This is a genomic window from Xanthomonas sp. 4461 (assembly GCF_024806475.1).
GTDB classification, from domain to species: domain Bacteria; phylum Pseudomonadota; class Gammaproteobacteria; order Xanthomonadales; family Xanthomonadaceae; genus Xanthomonas; species Xanthomonas arboricola_F.
Genome location: NZ_JANTYV010000001.1, coordinates 26,229 through 48,119, shown reverse-complemented (window position 1 = coordinate 48,119; position 21,891 = coordinate 26,229). Strand labels below are relative to the sequence as shown.

Here is a 21,891-nt window from a genome sequence, read left to right as displayed (position 1 = left end):
CCGATAACCCCGTAGGAGCGCACCAGGGCGCGATGGGGCTTTATCGGTAAGGCTTCGTCGCGCCCGAGTGCGCTCCTACGAGAGGGTGCGTTGGGCGTTGGGGTTACAGCGGCCGTTTGCCGGTATCGCCGGGGATTTCGCGTACCAGGCGCGGGACCAGATAGCCGGACAGCCGCGTGGCCAGTTCCGCATGCAGGGCGCGTGCGCGGGCGTCGTCCACTTCGAAATGCGCCACGCCGGCTACGCGATCGAGCTGATGCAGGTAGTACGGCAGCACGCCGGCGGCGAAGCTGCGTTCGCTCAACGCGGCCAACGCGTCCACGCTGTCGTTGACCCCGCGCAGCAACACCGCCTGATTGAGCAGTTGCACGCCGGCACCGCGCAATGCCTGCATGGCGGTGTCCACGTCGGCATCGAATTCGTTGGCATGGTTGGCGTGGATCACGAAGGCCACCGGCCACGGCAGGCTGCGCAGCCAGGCCAGCAAGGGCGCGTCCACGCGCGCGGGCAGTACCACCGGCAGGCGGCTATGGATGCGCAGCCGCTTGAGGTGCCCGATGGCGGCCAGGGCATCGGTGAGTTCGACCAGTTTGGGTGTGGCCAGCGACAGCGGGTCGCCGCCGGACAGCAGCACTTCGTCGATATCCGGGTCGGCAGCGATCGCCTCCACCGCCTCACGCCAGCCATCGCGCGCGGCGGTTTCTTCCGCATACGGGAAGTGGCGGCGGAAACAGTAGCGGCAATGCACCGCGCAACTGCCGGTGGCGATCAGCAGGGCGCGACCGCGGTACTTCTGGATCACCCCGGCGGCGGTCTTGGCGGCGGCATCGCCGACCGCATCCAGGCCGTAGCCCGGCACCGGCTGCATTTCTGCATCCAGCGGCAGTACCTGCCGCAGCAGCGGGTCGTGCAGGTCGCCGTGCCGCATCCGCGCCACGAATGCCTGCGGTACCCGTAGCGGGAACTGCGCGGCTGCGTCCGCGCTGATACCGGCCGCTTGCGCGTCCAGGCCCAGCAGTTCCAGCAACGTGCGCGGGTCGCGCACGGCGTCGCGCCACTGCTGCTGCCAGCGCGGCGGCTGCAGGGCGGTGGGCGGGGATGGCTGTAAGGCGACGGGGGCTGCGGTTATCATGTGCGGTCACAAAACCAATGCCCGCCGGTTGCGGCGGGCGCCCCATTCTAATCCGACCGGCCACCGTGTGGCGGGTCGTGGTCTTATCGAGGAGCTGCACCATGGCCACTGTTGGCATGAACGACGTCAAGAACGGCATGAAGATCCTGGTCAACAACGAACCGGCGGTCATCACCGAGACCGAATACGTCAAGCCGGGCAAGGGCCAGGCCTTCACCCGCATGAAGTACCGCTTCATCAAGTCCGGCCGCGTGGTCGAAATGACCATGAAGGCCACCGACGACGTGGAAGTGGCCGACGTGGTCGATACCGACATGCGCTACCTGTACAGCGATGGCGAGTACTGGCACTTCATGGACCCGGAAACCTTCGAGCAGGTGCAGACCGACAAGGCCGGCATGGGCGGCGCCGACAAGTGGCTCAAGGGCGAGGAAGACTGCATCGTGACGCTGTGGAATGGCGCACCGATCTGGGTGCAGCCGCCGAACTTCGTCGAACTGAAGATCACCGAGACCGACCCGGGCGTACGCGGCGATACTTCCGGTGGCGGCGGCAAGCCGGCGACGCTGGAAACCGGCGCAGTGGTGCGCGTGCCGCTGTTCGTCAATCAGGACGAAGTGATCAAGGTCGACACCCGTTCGGGCGAATACTCGGCGCGCGTCAAGTAAGCCGGATGCGCCCGGGACGCTGGCCTGGTCGAGCGGTACGCAGTGCCGGTGTGCTGGTGGGGCTGTGGGCTGCACTCGCAGCGTGCCCGGCCGTTGCGCAAACGGCTGGCGCAACCTGCGACGACGCTGACGTGGCCGCCGTTGCGGCCATCGCGACGTCTGGCCGGGTGGGCGGCGCCGCAACTGCGCTGTCGGTCGACCGGGTGGTGGTCCAGAGCTGCAAACCGTGGCCGAACGATCCGGCCATCCGGCTGGCGGCAATCGCATTTGCTGGCGACGCACGGACCGAGCCTGGCGAGCGCGACATTGCGTTGCGCGTTGCCATGCTCGATGCCGCCAGCGGCAAGGTGCTGGCGTCTTACGCGCAGGACATGGGCGAGGACGCCGCGTTCGAACTCGCTGCCGACGGCCTGCGCCTGGATACTGCGCGCTACGACCTGGCCAAGGGCGTGCGCGCGATCGGTGTGGTGGTGCATAGCGCTGCGCGTGGGCCCAGTTGCCCGGATTTTTACAGCAATCAGGCCTTGACCCTGCTGGTGCGCGAGGGGCGCAGCTTGCGTCCGGTACTGCAACGCGATCTCTATGCGTGGCAACGCGTGAAAGGCGAGCCCTGCAGCCCGGGGAAGGGCGATGTGATCACCGAAGTCGCCAATCTGAGCCTGGGCATGGCGCCGCAGGGACATGCCGGCTACGCGGACATCGTGCTGACAGCCAACGTGTCTACCAGGGAAAGCGCCGCCGGCGGCGACACCGATACCGAACGCACCCGTCGCGTGCGCCAGGTAGTGCAGTACAACGGCCAGCGCTACGTGCCTGTGGCTGCTGGCGATCCCAGCTGGCCGTTCGACAACTAACCCTTTATGGATACGCTCATGACCAATGCCCCTCCCGAAGCGTGCGACCTGTTGATCGAAGCCGGTTATGTGGTGCCGATCGAACCGCATGCGGTGGTGCTCGAAGACCACGCGGTGGCGGTCAGCAACGGCGTCATCGTGGCGATCGCACCGATTGCCGAAGCGCGCGCACGGTTTGCGCCGAAGCAGACCGTCTCGCGCCCCGAAGCGGCGCTGATGCCGGGCCTGGTCAATGCGCATACGCATAATCCAATGACCTTGCTGCGCGGCATTGCCGACGATCTGCCGCTGATGGTGTGGTTGCAGCAGCACATCTGGCCGGTGGAAGCGGCGGTGATCGGGCCGGAGTTCGTGGCCGACGGCACCACGTTGGCGATCGCCGAAATGCTGCGTGGCGGCACCACCTGCGTCAACGAGAACTATTTCTTCGCCGATGTGCAGGCGGCGGTGTACAAGCAACACGGTTTCCGTGCGCTGGTCGGCGCGGTGATCATCGATTTCCCCACTGCCTGGGCGTCGTCGGACGACGAATACTTCGCGCGGGCCGGCGAGCTGCACGACCAATGGCGCGACGATCCGTTGATCGGCACTGCGTTCGCACCGCATGCGCCGTACACGGTGAACGATGCCAACTTCGAGCGCGTGCGCATGCTTGCCGACCAGCTGGACATGCCGGTGCATCTGCACACGCATGAAACCGCGCAGGAAGTGGCCGATTCGGTCAAGCAATACGGCCAGCGCCCGCTGGCGCGCCTGGATCGGTTGGGCCTGGTCAACGATCGCCTGATTGCCGTGCACATGACCCAGCTCACCGATGCAGAAATCCATCTGTGCGCCGAACGCGGCGTCAGCGTGGTGCATTGCCCCGAGTCCAACCTCAAGCTCGCCTCGGGCTTTTGCCCGGCCTGCGCATTGCAGCGTGCCGGGGTGAACCTGGCCATCGGCACCGACGGCTGCGCCAGCAACAACGACCTGGACATGTTCAGCGAAAACCGAACCGCCGCGATCCTGGCCAAGGCCGTGGCCAACGATGCCACCGCGCTGGATGCGGCCACCACGCTGCGCGCAGCCACGCTGGGCGGCGCGCGCGCGCTGGGCTTCGGCGACAGGATCGGCTCGATCGAAGTCGGCAAGCAGGCCGATCTGGTCTGCGTGGATCTGTCTGCACTGGAGACACAACCGTTGCATCATGTGCTGTCGCAACTGATCTATGCCGCCGGCCGTCATCAGGTCACCGATGTGTGGATCGCCGGCAAGCCCAAGCTGGTGCAGCGCGAGCTGATCGACATGGATACCGCTGCCCTGGTCGCCAATGCGCGGCAATGGCGCGAACGCATCCGCACCGTCCGCGCCTGACCGCGCGTCATCGCATCACGGAGTTCCGCATGAATCCCACGACCCAATCCACCTCCAGCAATTTCCATCAGGCCGAGCTGGACAAATTCGCCGCGCTGGCCAACCGCTGGTGGGACGCCGATGGCCCGCAGAAGCCGCTGCATGCGCTCAACCCGGTGCGCCTTGGCTACGTGTCCGCGCGCCAGGAGCTGGCCGGCGCACGCGTGCTGGATGTGGGCTGCGGCGGCGGCTTGCTCAGCGAGTCGATGGCGCGCCTGGGCGCGCAGGTCACGGCGATCGACCTGGCACCGGAGCTGGTGAAAGTCGCTCGGCTGCACAGCCTGGAATCGGGCGTGCAGGTGGATTACCGCGTGCAGTCGGTGGAAGACCTGGCGGCCGAGCAGCCGGGTAGCTTCGATGCGGTGACCTGCATGGAAATGCTCGAACACGTGCCGGACCCGACCGCGATCATCCGCGCCTGCGCCAGCCTGCTCAAGCCGGGCGGCAAGCTGTTCCTGTCCACGCTCAATCGCACGCCGGCCGCGTTCGCACTGGCGGTGGTCGGCGCCGAGTACATCGCGCGGCTGCTGCCCAAGGGCACGCATCACTACAAGGATTTCATCAAGCCGGCAGAACTTGCGGCCTGGTTGCGCAGCGCCGAGCTGCAGCTGCAAGACGTCAGCGGCATGGTGTACGAGCCCTGGCGCAATCGCGCGCGCTTGTCCTCGCGCACCGAGGTCAATTATCTGGCGTACGCGGTGAGGCCGTGACGAGCAGGGATTGGGGAGTGGGGATTTGGGATTGGCAACAGCGAGTGCGTGCTTGATGTCTGCCGAGTCCCACCGTCCCGATGGCGGCACACGACTGCAGAGCGACGGGGCGGCTGCGAGGTTTCCGCGGGCGGTGTTGTTCGATCTGGATGGCACCTTGCTGGATAGCGCGCCGGACATGCTGGCGACCGTCAACGCGATGCTGGCCGCGCGGGAGCGTGGGCCGGTGGCGCTGGAGCAGCTGCGGCCGGTGGTGTCCAAGGGCGCGCGTGCAATGTTGGGCGTGGCCTTCGCCGAGCTCGATGACGCGGCGCGCGCGGCGCTGGTGCCGGAATTCCTGAGCCGCTATGAAGCCTTGATCGGCACGCAGTCGCAGCTGTTCGATGGTGTTCAAGAGCTGCTGGTGCGACTGGAAAGCGCCGGCTGCATCTGGGGCATCGTCACCAACAAACCCGAATACCTGGCCCGGTTGATCCTGCCGCAACTGGGCTGGCAGCAGCGCTGCGCCGTGCTGATCGGCGGCGATACCTTGCCCGAGCGCAAGCCGCATCCGCTGCCATTGCTGACCGCGGCCGAGCGAATCGGCGTTGCACCTTCGCAGTGCGTCTATGTGGGTGACGACGAGCGCGACATTCTTGCGGCACGCGCGGCGGGCATGCCGTCGGTGGCGGTGTTGTGGGGCTATCGCCTGCATGACGACGTGCCGGAGCGCTGGCAGGCCGATGTGCTGGTAGACCAGCCGCAGCTGCTGTGGAACCCGGCGACGTGGCCGCAGACCTGATTCTTTTTGACTTTTTTCTGGACCCGCCATGAGCCAATCCAGCGCCCTCGACAGTTTTCTCGACAAGTGGCGAACCCGCTGGCCGGAATGGTCGGTTGCCGAGCCTTTCGTTCCCGAACCGCAGCGGCACCTGGCTGCAGCCTGGTTCGCCTTGCTGCAGGAATGGGAGGACATCATGAATATCGCCGGCGACCCGTTGCCGGCCGATGCCAAGCTGGCGTGGTGGCAGCAGGAACTGCGCGACTGGTCCGGTCAACGCTCGCGGCACCCGCTGGGGCGCGTGCTGGAGCCGGTGCGTGCGCCGTGGGCGCAGTTGGCCGAGACCTTGCCGGCGATGCAGGTGGCACGTGCGCAGCCGGCATCGCTGCAGCAGGCGCTGGATCAACTGCGTGGCTTTGCCGAGGCGGTGGTCGCTGTGGAAGCGGTGTTGTTTGCGCGCAGCCAGCCAGGCGATGCCAGTGCGGTGTCGGTGCAATGGCTGGACGCACGGCAACGCGTGGCCGGTGACAGCGCCGCGCCCGGCGGCGTCACCACAGTTGCCTGGCGCACGCAGCTGCTACGTGCGTGGCCACGCAAGCCGGCATTGGCACGGCCGCACCGGGTGTGGTCGCGCCTGGCACGGTTGCGTCTGCAGCGCGAACTGGGCGGCAAGGCAGCCTATCCGCCGCCGGTGCAGCAGCTGTGGCATAGCTGGCGCGCAGCTAGCGGCGCGGACTGAGCGCAAGCGAGACGGCCGCATGGCCGTACCGTGCAAGCGCACTGCTACGCCGCTGGCCGGATGCGGCGGTTGCAAGCCCGTTACATCGTTGGCTTCGGATTGGTGGCTTGCTGCGACCGACAGACCGCAGCAAGCGTTGCATCCGCATGTGGTTGCCGTGGCGCTCGGCACGTGGGATTCAAATCGGCGAATCCGGCAGCACCGAGTGATAGGCAATGAAGGCGTCATTGCATTGCAGTGGCATGCCCGGGCCGGGTTTGCCTTGTAGCTGCACATCGTTGGGCACCGATTCGGTCAGCTGATCGTAAAAGCTCACCGGCCCGCCCTTGAAGGTGAAGTGCGTCGCGCCCGGGTTGCTCGCAGGCCCGCCGAAATGCGGCTGCGCGAAGCTGACCTTGCCGCCTTCCAGCACGACATTGTCCAGTGAGATGGTGATCGGCCGGGTAGTGCCGGCGTCGCGATACCCATAGAAACTCAATTCGCCGCCACCCAAGGTGGTCGAACCCAGCGAATGCACGTGACTGAGCGAAATGCCGTTGAACTGCGGGGGCTTGTCGCGGGTGGCCGGGTTGGCGTAGTTGGCATCGAACACCAGCGGCCGCGCAACCCCGCGCATGCAGATGTTCTCGAAGCTGATGTCGTAGACCTGGCCGCCGCGGGAGGCATCGGACTTGATGCGCAGGCCATTGGCCGAGTAGGGATCGCGCTGCACATCGTTGGCGTTGAAGCCGTCGATGCTCAAGCCACGCACGGAGATATGGCGCATGCCCGAATCGGTTTCGCTGCCCAGCGAAAAACCATGGGTGTAGTAGAACTGGTTGTAGGCGAACAGCATGTTTTCCGAGGTGACGCTGCGCTTGCTGTTGGCGTGCGCCTTGATCGCCACACCGTCATCGCCGGTGCCGATGTACGAGTACGCCAGCAGCACATTCTTCGACTGGCCCGGGTCGAAGCCATCGGTGTTCTTGGCAGTCTCCGGCGTGAAGCAGGTCGCGTGCGGATTGACGTCCGGAGTACTGCCTGCCGGGCAGCGGTAGCCGGGACGCGAATAGACCAGGCTGGGCGCCAGAATCTTGATGCCCCACGCGGTCAGGCCCACCACGTTGTCGCTGATGACATGGAAATTGGGCGAGTTCTCCAGGGTGATGTCGTACAAGGTGACGTCGGTGCTGTCGTCGATCTGCAGCAGGCGCGGCACGTGCTGGCTCAAGCCCTGGGTGACGTTGAGATAGGCAAGATCCCACCAACTGGCCTTGCCGGCATTGGGCCCGGCTGTGAGCGTGCTGCCGCCACGGCCGTCGATCTTGCCGGCGCCCACAATGGCGCTGTTGGCGGTGTCGGAGAGATGGATCAGTGGACTACACGACTTGGCCTTGTCGCTGGTGGCGGTGCCGCAGCTGCCCAGGCCGTTGTCGTAGTCCTGCGGATTGCGCGAGCCGAACAAGGTGACCCCGCGGTCGATCCATAGCGTGACCCCGCTCTTGATGGTCAACGGCCCGCTTAGCATGCCGGATTCGCCGGCATCGCCGGGGACAAGATGCACTGCGCTGCCGGCAGGGCAATCGTCGATGGCTGCCTGCAGGCGCGCGGTATCGCGCTTGGAGTGGGCCGGGTCCTGATCCAGCGTGTCCAACGAACCGGCCACTGGCATCAGTGCGGCTTTTAGCGTGGCGCAGATCTGGGTCGGCAAGGTCGGCTGCCGGACCACGCCCCAACGGGTGGAGATGCTGTGCGCGGTGTCGGGCACATCCTGCCCGTGCGGCCGCGCTGCGCCGGCCTGCAAGCTTGTCATGCCGAACACGGCGAGCGTCAGTGCTGCGATGGCGGGAAAGGCGAAAGGAGATTGCATTGGGGGAGGGCTCCGATGGGGCGTGGCGACGGTGCGATCTGCGCGCAGAGGCGATACGTTGCATGACAGCCGTATGACCGTGCCTGGTACGCCGGGCATGCAGTGCAGGTATCGATGTTGCGATGTCGATTGCGCAAGGGAGCGGCAAGCCTGGTGCCTGATGTGGGCGGCCGACGTCGGAGGGGCGAACTCGACGCCGCGTCCCCGAAGTCACCCAATGCAGTGCCCATTCCGATAACGCGTTGCCATCGCGCAAGCGGATGGGCGGTCAACACCATCGCCTGTCGACAGACCGCATCACGCGGATTGCCAACAGGCGATGGCTAGCGGTGCCAGGCCTAAATGTTGCTGCCAGGACGCTACAAAAAAACGCAGCTGTCGTGGCGATGGGTCAGTCGGCGGCCCCGGCCCCGGTATTGCCGTATTCGTAAAAGCGGTTTGCCGAATTGGTGCAGCCGCTGCTGCAATACGGGCGGCTGGCGGTGGAGGCATTCCAGGGCGCGGTCTTGCGGATATGGCTGCCCAGGCTGGAGTCGCGCACCGTCACCTGGCCATTGGGCGAGGTGCCATTGACGTAAGCACCCAGATTGCTGACACCTTCGTCCCAGGCGCGGCCCAGATAGGTCTGGTTGTCGGGCGAACCGGAGCCGGCGACAAAGCGGCTGTTGATCGCCAGGAACCCATAGCTGCTGCCCGGGCGCGTGCTCGGCGCGAAGATATAGCCGCCACGACTGCTGCCCAGGCGCGTACCCGCCGAGCGGATCAGGGCGTTGTCGAACACTCCTATGCCCGATCCGAAGATGAAGTCGACATCGCCTTCGATCGTGCAGTTCTTGAAATAGGCGCGAATCACGTTGGCGGCATTGGTCGCACTGATCAGCAAGGTGTCCTGATTGCCAGTCACCAGCACGTCTTCGAAGCTGGCCTGGTCGCCACGCACCGCCAGGGCGACGGCCGACTGGTTGTTGTCCTGATAGGTCCCTTCGACATAGCTGTTGTGCACGCGCAGGTGGCGCGCCTGGAAGCCCGCTGCACGCACCGTCACGGTCGCGCTGTTGGAGGTGCCCACCGTGGTCGCCGACGCATTGCTGGCACAGAGGTGACTTGCCGTGCCAGCCGGCTTGGGCGTCGGGTTGGCATTGTTGAAGCGGATGACGGTATCGGTGGCGTCGGTGCCCAGCCCGAACAGGGTCAGCGGCGGCGCGTTGGCCGGCACGCACACCAGTTCGGTATAGGTGCCGGCCTTGATACTGATGTAGCGGCGCGTGCTGCCGCCTGCTGCCACTGCCGCATCGACCGCCGACTGCACGGTGCGATAGCGCGTTGAGCCATCGGCGGCCACTGCATAGTCCGCGCTGAGCAAGGCGACGCCGGCGGTGGGGTTCCAGTTGTCGGTGACCAAGGCCGTGAGCGGCCCGGCCTTGGCCAGGGCCTTGGCGATCGTATAGCTGCCTGCTTCGCTGCTGGTGAGCTGCGGGCGTGAGGCGGTGCCGGTGAGTGCGGCCGCATTGGCGCTGACAAGACTGAGCAGTGCAGCGGCGATGCAGGTCGTGCGGATATGCGAGACGGACATGGTGTGGTGCTCTCTCGGAAAGGGACGCATCAGACACGTGGGATATCGCAGATGCAGGGCGCGGCGTGAACGTCGAGCGCGGTTGCCTGCGATGGAGCTTGCGCCACGGGCGTGTCGAAGTTCACCTCGCCTCGCATGTGGTGCAGGAGCGATGGTACTGCCGGGTTCGCTTGCGGGTGCCGATGGTGCCAAGCAATGTGCAGGATGTGCGCAGTGGTCACGCTTTGCATCGGGTGCAGGTCGCAACGCGCGCCATTGCGTCGCGTTGTCGACGTGGCTTTGGGTTGCCGCTGCATTGCACGCAGCGTCCTCACATGCCGTGGGCATGCGGCCTTCCAGACTCAGCGGCCCGCGTAATAACGCGTATGTCAGGAACCGAAATGACAGATCCCAAAGAACTGCAGGAAAAATTCTGGAAGGCCCTGAAATCCGATCGCACCGTGATGCTCGGCCTGGATGGCGTCGAAGATGGCCATGCGCGTCCGATGACCGCACAGATCGAAGGCGACAGCGGTGGCCCCATCTGGTTTTTCACCTCCAAGGACAATGCCTTGATCGCGATGCTGGGGCAGGGCCGTCGCGTCATCGGCGCCTTCAGCAGCAAGGGCCATGATTTGTTTGCCAGTATCAGCGGCTCGCTGATCGAGGACACCGATCCGGCCATGGTCGAGCGTTTGTGGAACCCGTACGTCGCAGCCTGGTACGAAGGCGGAAAGGACGATCCCAAGTTGGCGTTGTTGCGTCTGGACGCCGACCACGCACAGATCTGGCTCAACGGGTCAAGCCTGCTCGCCGGCATCAAGGTGTTGTTCGGTGTGGACCCGAAGAAGGATTATCAAGACAAGGTGGCGGACGTCCCGCTGCGTTGATGTCCACGCGCACATGCGGCCTGCATGGCCGCGTGTGTGCTGAGTTCCCTGCACGGTGGTCACCGACACCTGCCGACAACGCGCTAGCGTTCGCATGGCGTTGCAGGATTGGAGCGCTTGGCGGAGCCGTCCGCGCGATGTGCCAGGATGTGCCAGTCGGTGCGTTGTTGCGCGCGCCCACGCGGCGCTGATCTGCGCTTCACCGGCACACAACAGCGGACGGCGCAATGATCGTCTGCCAAGGCACAGCGCGGCTGTGCCGCAGCGCTCAGCCAGGAGACTGACATGCAGCAGATCGAAATCGGCCAGATGGTATTTTTGCGCGACGGCGAGGTTGGCGTTGGCGCGGTACGTGAGATTCGCAACGACGGTGCCGAGCTTGTGGTCAATATCGAGAACGGTGGCGATTTTGTGCTGCAGGCATCGGCGGTACGCGATGTGCATTCTGGCAAAGTGTTGCTGGATGTCGACCGGTTGCCCGAGAACGTGCGCAATGCATTGCGTCATGTGCATGACAGCGAGCTGCAGACCAGCACGTATGCCGCAAGCAATCCGCACGATGGCCAATCCGCACGATGGCGCGCTGCCTTAATCGTCATGCGCATCCATGAGCGGGTTGCCGTGGGCTGATGACGGATGTGCGAGATGGATGCGCCTTGCAATTGCCCAGGCACTGCACGTTGCATCGCGGCCCGATCGCTCGGCTCGGCAACCAGCGGGCATGGTGACTTCCGGGCGGCGCCAGATGTTGGGCTAAGGTTGCCATCGGACTCCACCACAGCGGGATCCGGCATGAAACTCGCCGATTTATTCATCGCCTTGTCGCTTCTTGTCGCAGTCGACGCGGTTGCATCCGATTCGCCAGCGACAATCCATGCCGGCGACATTGCGGTGACCGTCGATGGCAACCATCTGGAACTGGTTACCGGCAATTTCGTGGCCACGCTCTATCCCGAATCGACGACGCGTTTCTTTGCGATCGGGCGCGATATCCGCTTCGATTTTGAGACGAACCACGGTGTGCATCCAGCATCGCTGGCCGTTTACGACAACGGAGTCGTCAGTGAACCGGCGCTGCGCGAAAGATGACCGCACGCAGGCTGTCATCGGCCTGTCCGCATCCCCAGGATCGCAGGATGGCGTGTGATGCGTGACGCGGAGTACGCGCTCGGCTGGCTGCCTTGCTCATGACCGATTCCATCTCCTTAGGCCAGAACGTCACGCATCCGGCAACAGGAACGTGCGCGGAGCGGCATCGGCAGGCCTGGCCGACGGCAGCGCCGGTTGTTCTGCTTCATCCTTTAGTTGCACACCGGACAACTTGCGGCGGAACGATTCGCGCAACAGGAACGCAAGTTTATGCGTGGCGTCGGCGTAACTCAGTCCTTCGGCGCGGATATTGGAGATGCAGTTGCGGGCGGCATCGGTCAGGCCGACGCGTGGCGTGTAGGTGAGATACAGGCCGAGACTGTCGGGCGAACTCAGTCCCGGCCGCTCGCCGATCAGGACGATCACGACGCGCGCGTTGAGCAGCTCGCCGACCTCGTCGCCAATGGCGACGCGTCCTTGTGCAACCAGCACCACCGGCGCCAACGACCAGTCTTCATGCGCGGCCAGGGCATCGATCTGTTCGAGCATGTTCGCCGCATGCCGATGCACGGCCAGCGCAGAGAGCCCGTCAGCGACCACCACCGCGACATCATGCCCGCCGCCATGAACGGCGGTGAGTCCGCGCAGATGCGTGGCAGCGTCGTCGGCCAGGCGACGGCCAAGATCCGGGCGTTGCAGATAGGTGTGCCGGTCCGCCGCAGCGCTGTGCAGCAGAACGCTGCGGCGCCCACGTTGTTCCAGCGCGGCCTGCAGTGGCGCCGGGTCGAATGCCAGATGCACCGCATCGCGCGCCTGCGCATGCGCCAGCTGAAAATCCAGATGGGCTGCGGTGGGCAGACTGGTACCGACCCGTCCGAGTGCGATGCGCGCAGGGGTGAGCTGGCGCAGTTGCGCCCAGGCATCGTGCGGGGAGTCTGTCCGCTCGCTCATTGCGGCGCCCCGCTGGGAAAGTGCGACAACGCGCGGCGAAATGCCGCGGGCACCTCGCTGCCCAGTGCAAACCGTCCATCCTCGTGCAATCGCAAAATGCCTTGCTGCTCCAGCCATTGCTCGAACTCGGGCGCCGCCCGCAGGCCAAGCGCCTGACGCGCGTACAGCGCATCGTGGAATGAGGTCGTCTGGTAGTTCAGCATCACATCGTCCGAGCCGGGAATGCCCATGATGAAGTTGATGCCGGCGGTGCCGAGCAGGGTCAGCAAGACATCCATGTCGTCCTGGTCTGCTTCGGCATGGTTGGTGTAGCAGATATCGCACCCCATCGGCACGCCAAGCAATTTGCCGCAGAAGTGATCCTCCAACCCCGCACGAATGATCTGCTTGCCGTCGTAGAGATACTCCGGGCCGATGAAGCCGACCACGGTGTTCACCAGCAGCGGTTTGAACTGTCGGGCTACCGCATAGGCGCGCACTTCGCAGGTTTGTTGATCCACGCCGTGATGCGCATTGGCCGACAGCGCGCTGCCCTGGCCGGTTTCGAAATACATCACGTTGTCGCCGACACCGCCGCGTCGCAGCGACACGCCTGCCTCATGGCCTTCCTGCAACAGCGCCAGGTTGATGCCGAAGCTGGCATTCGCCGCCTCCGTGCCGGCGATGGACTGGAACACCAGATCCACCGGTACGCCGCGGTTGATGGCCTCGATGGTGGTGGTGATGTGGGCCAGCACGCACGACTGCGTGGGGATCTGGTAGCCGGTGATCACCGCATCGAGCATGCGCAACAACGCCGTGGTGGCCGCCAGGCTATCGCTTGCCGGATTGATGCCGATCACCGCATCGCCGTTGCCGTACAACAGCCCGTCGAGCACGCTGGCGGCAATGCCGGTGGCGTCGTCGGTGGGGTGATTGGGTTGCAGGCGAGTGGACAGCCGCCCGCGCAACCCCAAGGTATTGCGAAAGCGCGTGACCACGCGGATCTTCTGCGCCACCAGGATCAGGTCCTGCACGCGCATCAGCTTGGACACGGCGGCCACCATTTCCGGAGTCAGTCCGGGTGCCAGTGCGGCCAGCGCGGCTTCGTCGGCCTGCGCGCTCAGCAGCCAATCGCGAAAGCCGCCGACGGTGAGGTGCGCGACAGTAGCGAATGCGTGGGCATCGTGCCGGTCGACGATCAGCCGGGTGACTTCATCGCTTTCATACGGCACCACCGCTTCAGCGAGGAAATGGCGCAATGGCAGATCCGCCAGCGCCATCTGCGCCGCCACACGCTGTCGCTCCGAGTCGGCCGCAAGCCCGGCCAGTTGATCGCCCGAACGCGCCGGCGTTGCCTTGGCCAGCAGGGTCTTCAGATCGGCGAAGCGGAACTGCTCGCCGCCAACGGTGCAGGCAAAGCCGCTCATCTGCTGTTGGCCACAGTCGAGGCCTGGCTGCGCAGGCTCAGCACGCAACACAGCGCGCCGAACAGCAGCAGGCCGACGAAGATCAGCGCCACGATCGGGTTGAACCACACCATCGCCACCAGACAGACCAGCGCGAGCAACAGCGCAATCGCCGGCACCACCGGATACCCCGGCGCGCGGAAGCTACGCTCCAGGCCGGGCTCGCTGCGCCTTAGCTTGAACAAACTGAGCATGCTCATCACATACATCACGATGGCGCCGAACACCGACATGGTGATCATTGCCGCCGTCAGCGACATACCCTGAATCTTCACCACGCTGTCGCTGCAGATTGCGGCAATGCCGATGGCGCCGCCGGCCAGGATCGCGCGATGCGGCGTGCGAAACCGCGACAACGTCGCCAACCCATGCGGCAGAAAGCCGGCACGCGCCAGCGCGAAGAATTGCCGCGAATAGCCCAGGATGATGCCGTGGAAGCTGGCCACCAGGCCGAACAGGCCGATCCACACCAGCATATGCAGCCAGGTCGAACTAGTGCCGACCACCGCCTTCATCGCCTGCGGCAGTGGATCGTTGATGTTGGAGAGCTGGCGCCAGTCGCCCACGCCGCCGGCAAATACCATCACCCCCAGCGCCAAGACCACCAGGGTGAGAATGCCGGCGATGTAGGCACGCGGGATCGTGCGCTTGGGGTCTTTGGCTTCCTCGGCGGCCATCGCCGCGCCTTCGATCGCCAGAAAGAACCAGATCGCAAAGGGGATCGCGGCAAAGATGCCGGAGATTGCCGCTGGGCCAAAGACGTCGCTGCCGGCCCAGCCATTGGCGGCGAAGCGCGCCACGCTGAAACCCGGTGCCACCACGCCCATGAACACCAGCAGTTCGATCACTGCCAGCAAGGTGACGATCAGCTCGAAGGTGGCCGCAATCGCCACGCCGACAATGTTCAAGCTCATGAAGATCACGTACGCGCCGATGGCTGCGATACGTGGGTCCAGCGTGGGGAACTGCACATTCAGATACGCACCGATCGCCATCGCGATGGCCGGCGGCGCAAAGACGAATTCGATCAACGTGGCCAGGCCTGCCAGCATCCCGCCATACGTCCCGAACGCGCGCAGGCTGTAGGCGAACGGTCCACCCGCATTCGGAATGGCGGTGGTCAGCTCGGTAAAGCTGAAGATGAAGCAGGTGTACATCACCGCAACCAGCACGGTGGTGACCAGAAATCCAAGCGTGCCGGCGGTGCCCCAGCCATAACTCCAACCGAAGTATTCGCCGGAGATCACCAGACCCACTGCAATGCCCCACAGCTGCCAGGTACCGAGTGTGGGCTTGAGTTGCTCGTTGCGCATGTCGCACATCTCCTGCAGTCGGGGGGAGGGGAGACGAAGCACGCCGGTTGCCGGGACTGGGCCGCGACACCAATCGACCATCGCTGGCTGACCGGTCGCTGTCATCGGCAATGATCGACGCTCTCCCGGTTATACCCCAAAGCCCGGCGACGGACACAAGCGCAGCGGGTAGGTGTGGCGGAACGTGGCGGCGTTCCGATCTTTATTAAGTTTCCCGATGCTTGACCTGCGGTTCCGGAGGGACAAGCGCAGCTCCCGGTTACTGGTTCCCGGTCTGGTCTTGTCTGCGAGTTCAGCATGTCTGCCTGTGCTTACACAGTGGCGCTGGCGTGTCATTGGCTCACGCTTTTAGTGCCGCATAGCTTCGCACGCGCAGCAAATCCATCCGATCAATCGACAAGTGGGTGGAATCGCTGACAGGTCGCCGTGCGGCCGCAATCGCTGAAAGCCCCTCTCCCTCTGGGAGAGGGTTGCGGTGAGGGTACGGTTGCTCAGTTAACCCGCCGCCGCCGCACCCTCATCCGGCGCTACGCGCCACCTTCTCCCGAGGGGAGAAGGGAGAAGCCGCCCAACTGCATTTACTTCCCGCGCTCAAGCACCAGCAAGGGGTCGATACGTATATCGAACCGCGCCGCAGAGAGCGTTGGCTGCCGGCATGATTGCCGCGCCGCTGCGCGCCGGTGTTCTACGAGTCAGCAGATCAGCAGACCTACTTCCCGCGCTCAAGCACCAGCAAGGGGTCGATGCGTATATCGAACCAATTCATCCCCCAATGCAGATGCGGTCCGGTTGCGCGACCGGTCGCTCCCACTGCGGCAATCACCTGGCCTTGTTCCACCCGATCGCCTACTTTGACGTCGATCCGCGACAGGTGCAGGAAATTGGAGCTGATGCCAAAGCCGTGATCGAGCAGCAGCGTGCCGCCGGTCAGATACAGATCCGGCGCTGCAAAGGTCACCACGCCGGCCGCCGGCGCCTCGACCGGCGTGCCGGTCGGTACGGCGATGTCCATGCCGGAGTGTCCCGCGCCCGGTTGACCGTTGTACACGCGCGCGTTGCCGAACCGGCCGCTGATACGGCCTTGCACCGGCCAGATGAAGGGCTGCGCAAAATCGGTCCGTGCATCGTCGCGATCGCGCGCGGCGGTGACTTGCGCCTGCTCGCGTTTGATGCGCTCGGCAATGGCTGCAGGCGGGTTCACCGTCTTGGGTGGCACGCCATTGACGCGCTCGGTTGGCCAGTCGCGTGGCGTCACCGCGATGCTGCTGGTGCGCTGGGTGCCATCGGGCAGGGTGATGCGCACCTGCAGCGGGCCGGTGGCATCGCGGCCAATGCCGAACACCACGCTGCCGTAGCCGCTGACACGCAAGGTGCGCCCCGCATATTGCACGCTGCTGCCGGCAGGCACCTTGCCGATCACCATCGCCCCTTGCGAGGCGCTGGCCGGGAACACCACGCCAGCCTCGCTTGTGGCCTGCGCCTGCACCGCACCCGCACTCAGCATGGCCGGCACCAGCGCCAGCCATGCACCAAGGAAGGCTGCGCGCATCAGCGGTCGAAGGTCAGGCGCTGGCCGGCGGCGCTGCCGACCAGCTGTTCGCCATCCCACACCTGCTGTCCGTTGACCCAGGTTGCGGCGATGCGCGAGCGGAAGGTGGTGCCTTCGAACGGCGACCAGCCGCATCTGGACAGCACCTGCTCGCGCTTCACCGTGAACGGGGTGTTGTCGATCATCACCAGATCGGCGAAGTAGCCTTCGCGCAGAAAGCCGCGCTCTTCCACATCGAACAGCTGCGCCGGCGCATGCGCGAACTTTTGCACGATACGGGTGATCGGCAGCTTGCCCTCGTGCACCAGCTCCAGCGCGGCGACCAGCGCGTACTGCACCAGCGGCAGGCCGGAGGGCGCCTGCGCGTAGGGCTTTTGCTTCTCTTCCCAGGTATGCGGGGCGTGATCGGTGGCGAGCACGTCGATGACGTCTTCTGCCAGCGCTTCGATCAGGGCAAGGCGGTCGTCGGCGTCCTTGATCGCGGGGTTGCATTTGATCAGGTTGCCCAGCCGCGCGTAGTCGCTGCGGTCGAAGCGCAGAAAGTGGATGCAGGTCTCGGCGGTGATGCGCTTGCGCAGCTTGCCGTCGGCGTCCACCAGCGGGCCGGCTTCGAACAGCCCCAACTCGTCGGCGGTGGAGATATGCAGCACGTGCAGGCGGGTGTTGTGCTTGCGCGCCAGCGATACCGCCAGCTGCGAAGACTTCAGGCAGGCCTGCCGCGAACGGATGTCCGGGTGCATCTCCGGGGTCAATGCATCGCCGTATTTTTCCTTGTACTGCGCCAGCGTCGCATCGATGGTCGGGGTGTCTTCGCAATGGGTGATGATCGGCGTCGGCGCGTCGCGGAAGATCGCGTCCAGCGTCTCAGGATTGTCGACCAGCATGTTGCCGGTGGAGGCGCCCATGAACACCTTGATGCCCGGAGCCGTCTTGGGGTCCAGCGATTGGATCGCGGCCAGGTTGTCGTTGCTGGCACCCATGTAGAAGCCGTAGTTGGCCCAGGCGCGCCCGGCGGCGGCATCGTACTTGGCCTGCAGTACGGCCGCGTCCAGTGTGGGCGGGTTGGTGTTGGGCATGTCCATGAAGCTGGTCAGGCCGCCGGCCACCGCTGCGCCCGATTCGGTCGCGATATCGCCCTTGTGGGTCAGGCCAGGCTCGCGGAAATGTACCTGGTCGTCGATCATGCCCGGCAGCAGCCAGCGCCCGGCCGCGTCCACCACGGTGTCGCCTGCATCCGGGGTGATCTTGCTGTCGATCTTGGCGATGCGACCGCCCTCGATGAGGAGATCGGCGTCGAACTCCTTGCCTTCATTGACCAGGCGGGCGTTGATGATGACGGTTCGGCTCATGGATGAGGTCCTTTGCAACTGCAGGAAGGGGAAGGGGCAGCGGAGGCGGGCGCGTCAGGCACCGGATCGAAGCCGCCCGGATGGAAGGGATGGCAGCGGCCCAGCCGGCGCGCGGCCAGCCAGCTCCCGCGTAGCGGGCCGAAGCGGCCGATGGCGGTCATCGCATACTCCGAGCAACTGGGCGCAAAACGGCAGCGCGGCCCGAGCAGCGGGCTGATGAACAGCTTGTAGAAGCGCAACAGCGCGATGAGCAGGCGTCCGATCACTTGCCAATCATATGCCAGTTGCATTAATAGGTGGTTGCCGGGGGTCCGCGGGGTACGTTATAAAGGCCCGCTTTCCCGGGCCCCGGGGGAACCAAGGAAGAGCGTTTCGTGGCTGCTAAAAAACCTGCAAAAAAGGCCGTAGAGGCCGCCAAGAAGTCCGCCAAACCCGCTGCGAAGAAGGCAGCGGCGCCCGCTGCTGCAAAACCGGCCGCCAAGAAGGCGGCTCCGGCTCCCAAGCAACCGGTTGCCAAGAAGGCAGCTGCGGCCAAGACCGTTGCCAAGCCGGCAGCGGCCTCCAAGACCGCAGCGACCAAGCCCGTGAAACCTGTCGCCAAGACCGCTGCCAAGCCGGCGGCGAGCAAGGCAGCTCCGGCTGCCGCCAAACCGGCTGCCAAGCCGGTGGCGTCCAAGTCCGTACCGAAGCCGGCCGCCAAGCCGGTTCCGGCCAAGTCAGTCCCGGTCAAGGCTGAGAAGCCCGCGCCCGCACCGGCCCCCAAGGCCGTCCCTGCGAAGCCGGCAAAGCCTGCGACCCCGCCACTTAAGAATCCCGTGCCCGTTTCGAAATCTTCCGCAAAAACGCCAACCAAAACCGAAGCCCCCGCCAAGCCCGCCGCGACCCGTCCGGTCGGCAAGGTGGCAGTGGCCGTGACTGCCAAGTCCTCCAGCCCGACGCCGAAGACCAAGTACAAGGTGGTCGACTACAAGATCGACGAGACCACCGGTCGTCCGATCCTCCCGCAGGGCTACAAGCCTTCGGCGGACGAGGAGTACATGAGCAAGCTGCAGCAGGAATACTTCCGTCAGCGTCTGCAGAGCTGGCGCAACGAGATGGTCGAGGAATCCAAGCAGACCATCGAAAACCTGCGCGAAGAAGTCCGCGATATCGGCGACGAAGCCGAACGCGCCACGCGTGAGACCGAGAATTCGCTGGAACTGCGCGCCCGCGACCGCGCCCGCAAGCTGATCTCCAAGATCGACAGCACGCTCAAGCGTCTGGAAGACGGCGACTACGGCTACTGCGTGGATACCGGCGAAGAGATCGGCCTGGACCGTCTGGACGCGCGTCTGACTGCCGAGCGCACCATCGACGCCCAGGAGCGTTGGGAGCACCTGCAGAAGCAGCAGGGCGACTGATCGTCTTCCTCCGTTCGCATTAAAGCCCCCGCCATGTGCGGGGGTTTTTTGTGTGGCGGTGGGGTGGCGCAGGCCGTTGTGGTGGCGCGCCGTTGCAGGCGTCAGGTCACGCCGCGTTTTGCGTGGCCGCTTGATGCGGTTGCATCGACTGCCGCAACGCGAGCGAGCGAGCGCGCGCGCAAGCGGTGCAGGGGCTGGCGGCATACGCAGCCCCCTCGCCAGGCTTGGCTTGAGCGTCTGACGACACATAGCAAGCACGGGTCATAGGCAAGGGCGGCATGTGCACCCGTTGCCTGGCCTGGAGCGGAGCGTCCGATAACGCGCACGTAGCCGTCGTCACAGGCACCGGCGGGATCTGCAACCGGGGTGGCCTCGCCAGACTAGGCTCGGGGCGTCCGGCAACACGTGGCGGGCAGTCATGGGCGGACTTGGCCGCCGCGCTCATCACCCGCGCACGCGGTATCCGCTGCCGCGCCAAGCACCGACTGCACCCGTCCTGCACTGCGCGCAGCCGTCTTGTGAGCTGCGCTTATTGCAGGTCGCGTAAATCCAGTTTGCGTAGCCGCGGGGCCTTCCAGGCCGTGGTCGCCACCACGCCCAGGGTGACGCAGCCGCCGATGACGACTGCCGGCACCAGCCCGACCAGCCGTGCCATGACGCCGTCGTAGAACGCGCCCAGTTCGTTGGACGAGCCGATGAAGATGCCGTTGATCGACGACACCCGGCCACGCATCGCGTCCGGTGTGGCGAGCTGCAGGATGGTTTGCCGTACTACCACCGACACGCCGTCGCACATGCCGTAGACCAGCAGGATCGCCGCCGACAGCCAGAAGTGCCGCGACAGGCCGAAGGCGATGGTGCACAGCCCGAAGCCGGCCACCGACAGCATCAGGATGCGTCCGGCATTGCGCTGCAGCGGGTGCCGCGCCAGCCACACACCGACCACGATCGAGCCAAGCGCCGGCGCACCGCGCAGGATGCCCAGGCCTTCGGGGCCGTAATGCAGGATTTCCTGGATGAAGGCGGGCAACATCGAGACAGCGCCGCCCAGCAACACCGAAAACATGTCCAACGCCATCGCGCCCAGCATGATCTGGTTGGAGAGCACGAACTGCGCACCTTCGGCGATGCTGCGGAAGATCGGCGCGCGCGGGCCGGCGTTGACCGGCTCGCTGACGCGCAACAGCGCCAGGGCCAGGATCGCCACCAGCGCCACGCCGGCAGCCACGCCATAGGCCAGTCCCTTGCCGCCCCAGCCGACCAGCACGCCGCCCAGTGCCGGGCCGATCACCATGCCGGCCTGGAAGGTGACGCTGCCGATGCTGGCGCCGCGTGCGAACGCTTCGCGCGGCAACGCACGCGCGAACAAGGCGTTGTAGACCGGCGACAGGAACGAGCGCGCCGCGCCGGTCAATGCGATGGCGGCGTAGATCGGCCATACGCCCTGGATGGGTAGCCAGCCCTGCGCGACTGCCATCAACAGCAGTGCCGTGGTCACCAGCCCCAGCACTGCGACCATGCCCAGGCGCCTGCGCGGCAGATGGTCGACCAGATAGCCGGCAAACGGCGCGATGCAGAAGAACGGCAGGATTTCGGCAAGGCCGATCAGCCCCAGCGACAGCGGATTGCGCGTGATCTCATAGATGTGCCATCCGACCGTGACCGCCACGACCTGATACGACAGCATCGCCGCGACGCGGTACAGCAACACCAGGCCGAAACCAGGATGGGCGAACAGCGTGCGCAGCGAATCGGTGGGCGAGGGCGTCGGCGTACTCACTGTTGTGCGCGGGCCGTTTCACGGATGAAGGCCAGCATGGCGGCCACCCCATTGCTGCGCGTTGGCGACAGGTGCTTGGCCAGGCCAATGCCGGCGATGTAGTCCGGTTCGGTGGCCAGGATTTCCTGCGCGCTACGCCCGGAATACACGCGCAGTGCGAGATAGATCAGCCCGGACACGATGGCCGAATCGCTGACGGCATGGAAGTCCAGCCGTTGCGCATTGCCTTCGGGCACGATCCACACCATCGACTGGCAGCCATGCAGGCGGTGTTCTTCGGTCTTCCACTGTTCCGGGAAGGTCGGCAGCTTGCGGCCCAGGTCGATCAGGTACTGGTAGCGCTCGGACCAGTCGCCGAAGAAGGAGAACTCCTCGGCGATCGCGGCCTGCGCATCGGTGGCGGTGGGTTCTAGCGGGAAGGGGGTGGTGGTCATCAAAATTCCAGAATCGGTCGCAAAAAATC

The 21,891-nt window shown here is 65.3% G+C and carries 21 protein-coding genes; 10 read left to right on the top strand and 11 right to left on the bottom strand.

Features of this window, described 5'->3' with window-relative positions; all coding sequences use genetic code 11:
- Positions 1 to 103 precede the first annotated feature (103 nt).
- A complete protein-coding gene (gene epmB, locus FHY19_RS00220) occupies positions 104 to 1,132 on the bottom strand; it encodes an EF-P beta-lysylation protein EpmB (RefSeq protein ID WP_259160706.1) in 1,029 nt (342 codons plus the stop codon).
- Positions 1,133 to 1,233: 101 nt separating this feature from the next.
- On the opposite strand from epmB, the gene efp reads away from it, so the two are divergent.
- Genes efp through FHY19_RS00190 form a run of 6 tightly spaced genes read left to right on the top strand, consistent with a single transcriptional unit; the run spans position 1,234 to position 6,258 of the window.
- Positions 1,234 to 1,800: an elongation factor P gene (gene efp / locus FHY19_RS00215; RefSeq protein WP_259150627.1), complete on the top strand. Its 567-nt coding sequence runs from the start codon at positions 1,234 to 1,236 to the stop codon at positions 1,798 to 1,800.
- Positions 1,801 to 1,850: 50 nt separating this feature from the next.
- Positions 1,851 to 2,654 (top strand): hypothetical protein, encoded by an 804-nt coding sequence (locus FHY19_RS00210; protein ID WP_259163747.1) that lies wholly within the window; start codon positions 1,851 to 1,853, stop codon positions 2,652 to 2,654.
- Between the two features lie 18 nt (positions 2,655 to 2,672).
- On the top strand, positions 2,673 to 4,010 hold the full coding sequence (locus FHY19_RS00205; protein WP_259160704.1) for a TRZ/ATZ family hydrolase: 1,338 nt from the start codon (positions 2,673 to 2,675) through the stop codon (positions 4,008 to 4,010).
- 29 nt (positions 4,011 to 4,039) lie between these two features.
- Positions 4,040 to 4,759, top strand: a complete 720-nt coding sequence (gene ubiG, locus FHY19_RS00200; RefSeq protein WP_259150625.1) for a bifunctional 2-polyprenyl-6-hydroxyphenol methylase/3-demethylubiquinol 3-O-methyltransferase UbiG — start codon at positions 4,040 to 4,042, stop codon at positions 4,757 to 4,759.
- A gap of 55 nt (positions 4,760 to 4,814) precedes the next feature.
- Positions 4,815 to 5,540 (top strand): phosphoglycolate phosphatase, encoded by a 726-nt coding sequence (locus tag FHY19_RS00195; RefSeq protein WP_259160703.1) that lies wholly within the window; start codon positions 4,815 to 4,817, stop codon positions 5,538 to 5,540.
- Between the two features lie 28 nt (positions 5,541 to 5,568).
- Complete coding sequence (locus tag FHY19_RS00190; RefSeq protein WP_259160702.1) at positions 5,569 to 6,258, top strand: phytoene/squalene synthase family protein; 690 nt, start codon at positions 5,569 to 5,571, stop codon at positions 6,256 to 6,258.
- A gap of 178 nt (positions 6,259 to 6,436) precedes the next feature.
- Here the strand turns inward: FHY19_RS00190 and FHY19_RS00185 are convergent, their stop codons facing one another.
- Together FHY19_RS00185 and FHY19_RS00180 are read right to left on the bottom strand one after the other, a co-directional pair.
- Complete coding sequence (locus FHY19_RS00185; RefSeq protein ID WP_259160699.1) at positions 6,437 to 8,107, bottom strand: glycoside hydrolase family 28 protein; 1,671 nt, start codon at positions 8,105 to 8,107, stop codon at positions 6,437 to 6,439.
- Between the two features lie 391 nt (positions 8,108 to 8,498).
- A complete protein-coding gene (locus tag FHY19_RS00180) occupies positions 8,499 to 9,638 on the bottom strand; it encodes a putative acyl-CoA thioester hydrolase (RefSeq protein ID WP_259163745.1) in 1,140 nt (379 codons plus the stop codon).
- A 407-nt stretch (positions 9,639 to 10,045) separates the two neighbouring features.
- Between FHY19_RS00180 and FHY19_RS00175 the strand changes: the two genes are divergently transcribed.
- The 3 genes from FHY19_RS00175 (at position 10,046) to FHY19_RS00165 (ending at position 11,638) form a co-directional block, all read left to right on the top strand.
- Complete coding sequence (locus tag FHY19_RS00175) at positions 10,046 to 10,549, top strand: pyridoxamine 5'-phosphate oxidase family protein (protein ID WP_259163736.1); 504 nt, start codon at positions 10,046 to 10,048, stop codon at positions 10,547 to 10,549.
- A 285-nt stretch (positions 10,550 to 10,834) separates the two neighbouring features.
- Positions 10,835 to 11,179 (top strand): hypothetical protein, encoded by a 345-nt coding sequence (locus FHY19_RS00170; protein WP_259160696.1) that lies wholly within the window; start codon positions 10,835 to 10,837, stop codon positions 11,177 to 11,179.
- A 162-nt stretch (positions 11,180 to 11,341) separates the two neighbouring features.
- Positions 11,342 to 11,638, top strand: coding sequence for a hypothetical protein (locus FHY19_RS00165; protein ID WP_259160694.1), 297 nt, complete (start codon positions 11,342 to 11,344; stop codon positions 11,636 to 11,638).
- Positions 11,639 to 11,767: 129 nt separating this feature from the next.
- Here the strand turns inward: FHY19_RS00165 and eutC are convergent, their stop codons facing one another.
- From eutC to yidD, 6 genes are all read right to left on the bottom strand, one after another.
- A complete protein-coding gene (eutC, locus tag FHY19_RS00160) occupies positions 11,768 to 12,589 on the bottom strand; it encodes an ethanolamine ammonia-lyase subunit EutC (protein WP_259160693.1) in 822 nt (273 codons plus the stop codon).
- A complete protein-coding gene (locus tag FHY19_RS00155) occupies positions 12,586 to 13,998 on the bottom strand; it encodes an ethanolamine ammonia-lyase subunit EutB (RefSeq protein ID WP_259150618.1) in 1,413 nt (470 codons plus the stop codon). Before FHY19_RS00155 ends, eutC begins: the two co-directional genes overlap by 4 nt.
- Positions 13,995 to 15,359 carry an ethanolamine permease gene (eat, locus tag FHY19_RS00150; protein ID WP_259163734.1) on the bottom strand — a complete coding sequence of 455 codons (1,365 nt, stop codon included), beginning with the start codon at positions 15,357 to 15,359 and terminating at the stop codon, positions 13,995 to 13,997. The genes FHY19_RS00155 and eat overlap by 4 nt, the downstream gene beginning before the upstream one ends.
- A 700-nt stretch (positions 15,360 to 16,059) precedes the next feature.
- The gene (locus FHY19_RS00145; RefSeq protein ID WP_259160692.1) at positions 16,060 to 16,899 is read right to left on the bottom strand and encodes a M23 family metallopeptidase; all 840 of its coding nucleotides are present in this window, start codon (positions 16,897 to 16,899) and stop codon (positions 16,060 to 16,062) included.
- Entirely contained in the window at positions 16,899 to 18,248 is a 1,350-nt protein-coding gene (locus FHY19_RS00140) for a dihydroorotase (protein WP_259160691.1), read from the bottom strand. The genes FHY19_RS00145 and FHY19_RS00140 overlap by 1 nt, the downstream gene beginning before the upstream one ends.
- On the bottom strand, positions 18,245 to 18,538 hold the full coding sequence (gene yidD, locus FHY19_RS00135) for a membrane protein insertion efficiency factor YidD (protein WP_259160690.1): 294 nt from the start codon (positions 18,536 to 18,538) through the stop codon (positions 18,245 to 18,247). Before yidD ends, FHY19_RS00140 begins: the two co-directional genes overlap by 4 nt.
- Before the next feature lie 84 nt (positions 18,539 to 18,622).
- Between yidD and dksA the strand changes: the two genes are divergently transcribed.
- Positions 18,623 to 19,648, top strand: coding sequence for an RNA polymerase-binding protein DksA (gene dksA / locus FHY19_RS22350; protein WP_259160689.1), 1,026 nt, complete (start codon positions 18,623 to 18,625; stop codon positions 19,646 to 19,648).
- A gap of 529 nt (positions 19,649 to 20,177) precedes the next feature.
- Here dksA and FHY19_RS00125 read toward each other — a convergent pair.
- The gene (locus FHY19_RS00125; protein WP_259150613.1) at positions 20,178 to 21,428 is read right to left on the bottom strand and encodes an MFS transporter; all 1,251 of its coding nucleotides are present in this window, start codon (positions 21,426 to 21,428) and stop codon (positions 20,178 to 20,180) included.
- On the bottom strand, positions 21,425 to 21,862 hold the full coding sequence (locus FHY19_RS00120) for a SufE family protein (protein WP_259160688.1): 438 nt from the start codon (positions 21,860 to 21,862) through the stop codon (positions 21,425 to 21,427). Before FHY19_RS00120 ends, FHY19_RS00125 begins: the two co-directional genes overlap by 4 nt.
- Positions 21,863 to 21,891: the final 29 nt, after the last annotated feature.

What these genes read in the sequence shown, in the direction of transcription:
- FHY19_RS00170 (WP_259160696.1), top strand. Translation starts at nt 10,835, where the DNA reads ATGCAGCAGATCGAAATCGGCCAGATGGTATTTTTGCGCGACGGCGAG.
- FHY19_RS00195 (WP_259160703.1), top strand. Translation starts at nt 4,815, where the DNA reads ATGTCTGCCGAGTCCCACCGTCCCGATGGCGGCACACGACTGCAGAGC.
- epmB (WP_259160706.1), bottom strand. Translation starts at nt 1,132, where the DNA reads ATGATAACCGCAGCCCCCGTCGCCTTACAGCCATCCCCGCCCACCGCC.
- FHY19_RS00190 (WP_259160702.1), top strand. Translation starts at nt 5,569, where the DNA reads ATGAGCCAATCCAGCGCCCTCGACAGTTTTCTCGACAAGTGGCGAACC.
- FHY19_RS00175 (WP_259163736.1), top strand. Translation starts at nt 10,046, where the DNA reads ATGTCAGGAACCGAAATGACAGATCCCAAAGAACTGCAGGAAAAATTC.
- FHY19_RS00165 (WP_259160694.1), top strand. Translation starts at nt 11,342, where the DNA reads ATGAAACTCGCCGATTTATTCATCGCCTTGTCGCTTCTTGTCGCAGTC.
- eat (WP_259163734.1), bottom strand. Translation starts at nt 15,359, where the DNA reads ATGTGCGACATGCGCAACGAGCAACTCAAGCCCACACTCGGTACCTGG.
- ubiG (WP_259150625.1), top strand. Translation starts at nt 4,040, where the DNA reads ATGAATCCCACGACCCAATCCACCTCCAGCAATTTCCATCAGGCCGAG.
- FHY19_RS00140 (WP_259160691.1), bottom strand. Translation starts at nt 18,248, where the DNA reads ATGAGCCGAACCGTCATCATCAACGCCCGCCTGGTCAATGAAGGCAAG.
- FHY19_RS00120 (WP_259160688.1), bottom strand. Translation starts at nt 21,862, where the DNA reads ATGACCACCACCCCCTTCCCGCTAGAACCCACCGCCACCGATGCGCAG.
- eutC (WP_259160693.1), bottom strand. Translation starts at nt 12,589, where the DNA reads ATGAGCGAGCGGACAGACTCCCCGCACGATGCCTGGGCGCAACTGCGC.
- FHY19_RS00185 (WP_259160699.1), bottom strand. Translation starts at nt 8,107, where the DNA reads ATGCAATCTCCTTTCGCCTTTCCCGCCATCGCAGCACTGACGCTCGCC.
- yidD (WP_259160690.1), bottom strand. Translation starts at nt 18,538, where the DNA reads ATGCAACTGGCATATGATTGGCAAGTGATCGGACGCCTGCTCATCGCG.
- FHY19_RS00145 (WP_259160692.1), bottom strand. Translation starts at nt 16,899, where the DNA reads ATGCGCGCAGCCTTCCTTGGTGCATGGCTGGCGCTGGTGCCGGCCATG.
- FHY19_RS00205 (WP_259160704.1), top strand. Translation starts at nt 2,673, where the DNA reads ATGACCAATGCCCCTCCCGAAGCGTGCGACCTGTTGATCGAAGCCGGT.
- FHY19_RS00155 (WP_259150618.1), bottom strand. Translation starts at nt 13,998, where the DNA reads ATGAGCGGCTTTGCCTGCACCGTTGGCGGCGAGCAGTTCCGCTTCGCC.
- efp (WP_259150627.1), top strand. Translation starts at nt 1,234, where the DNA reads ATGGCCACTGTTGGCATGAACGACGTCAAGAACGGCATGAAGATCCTG.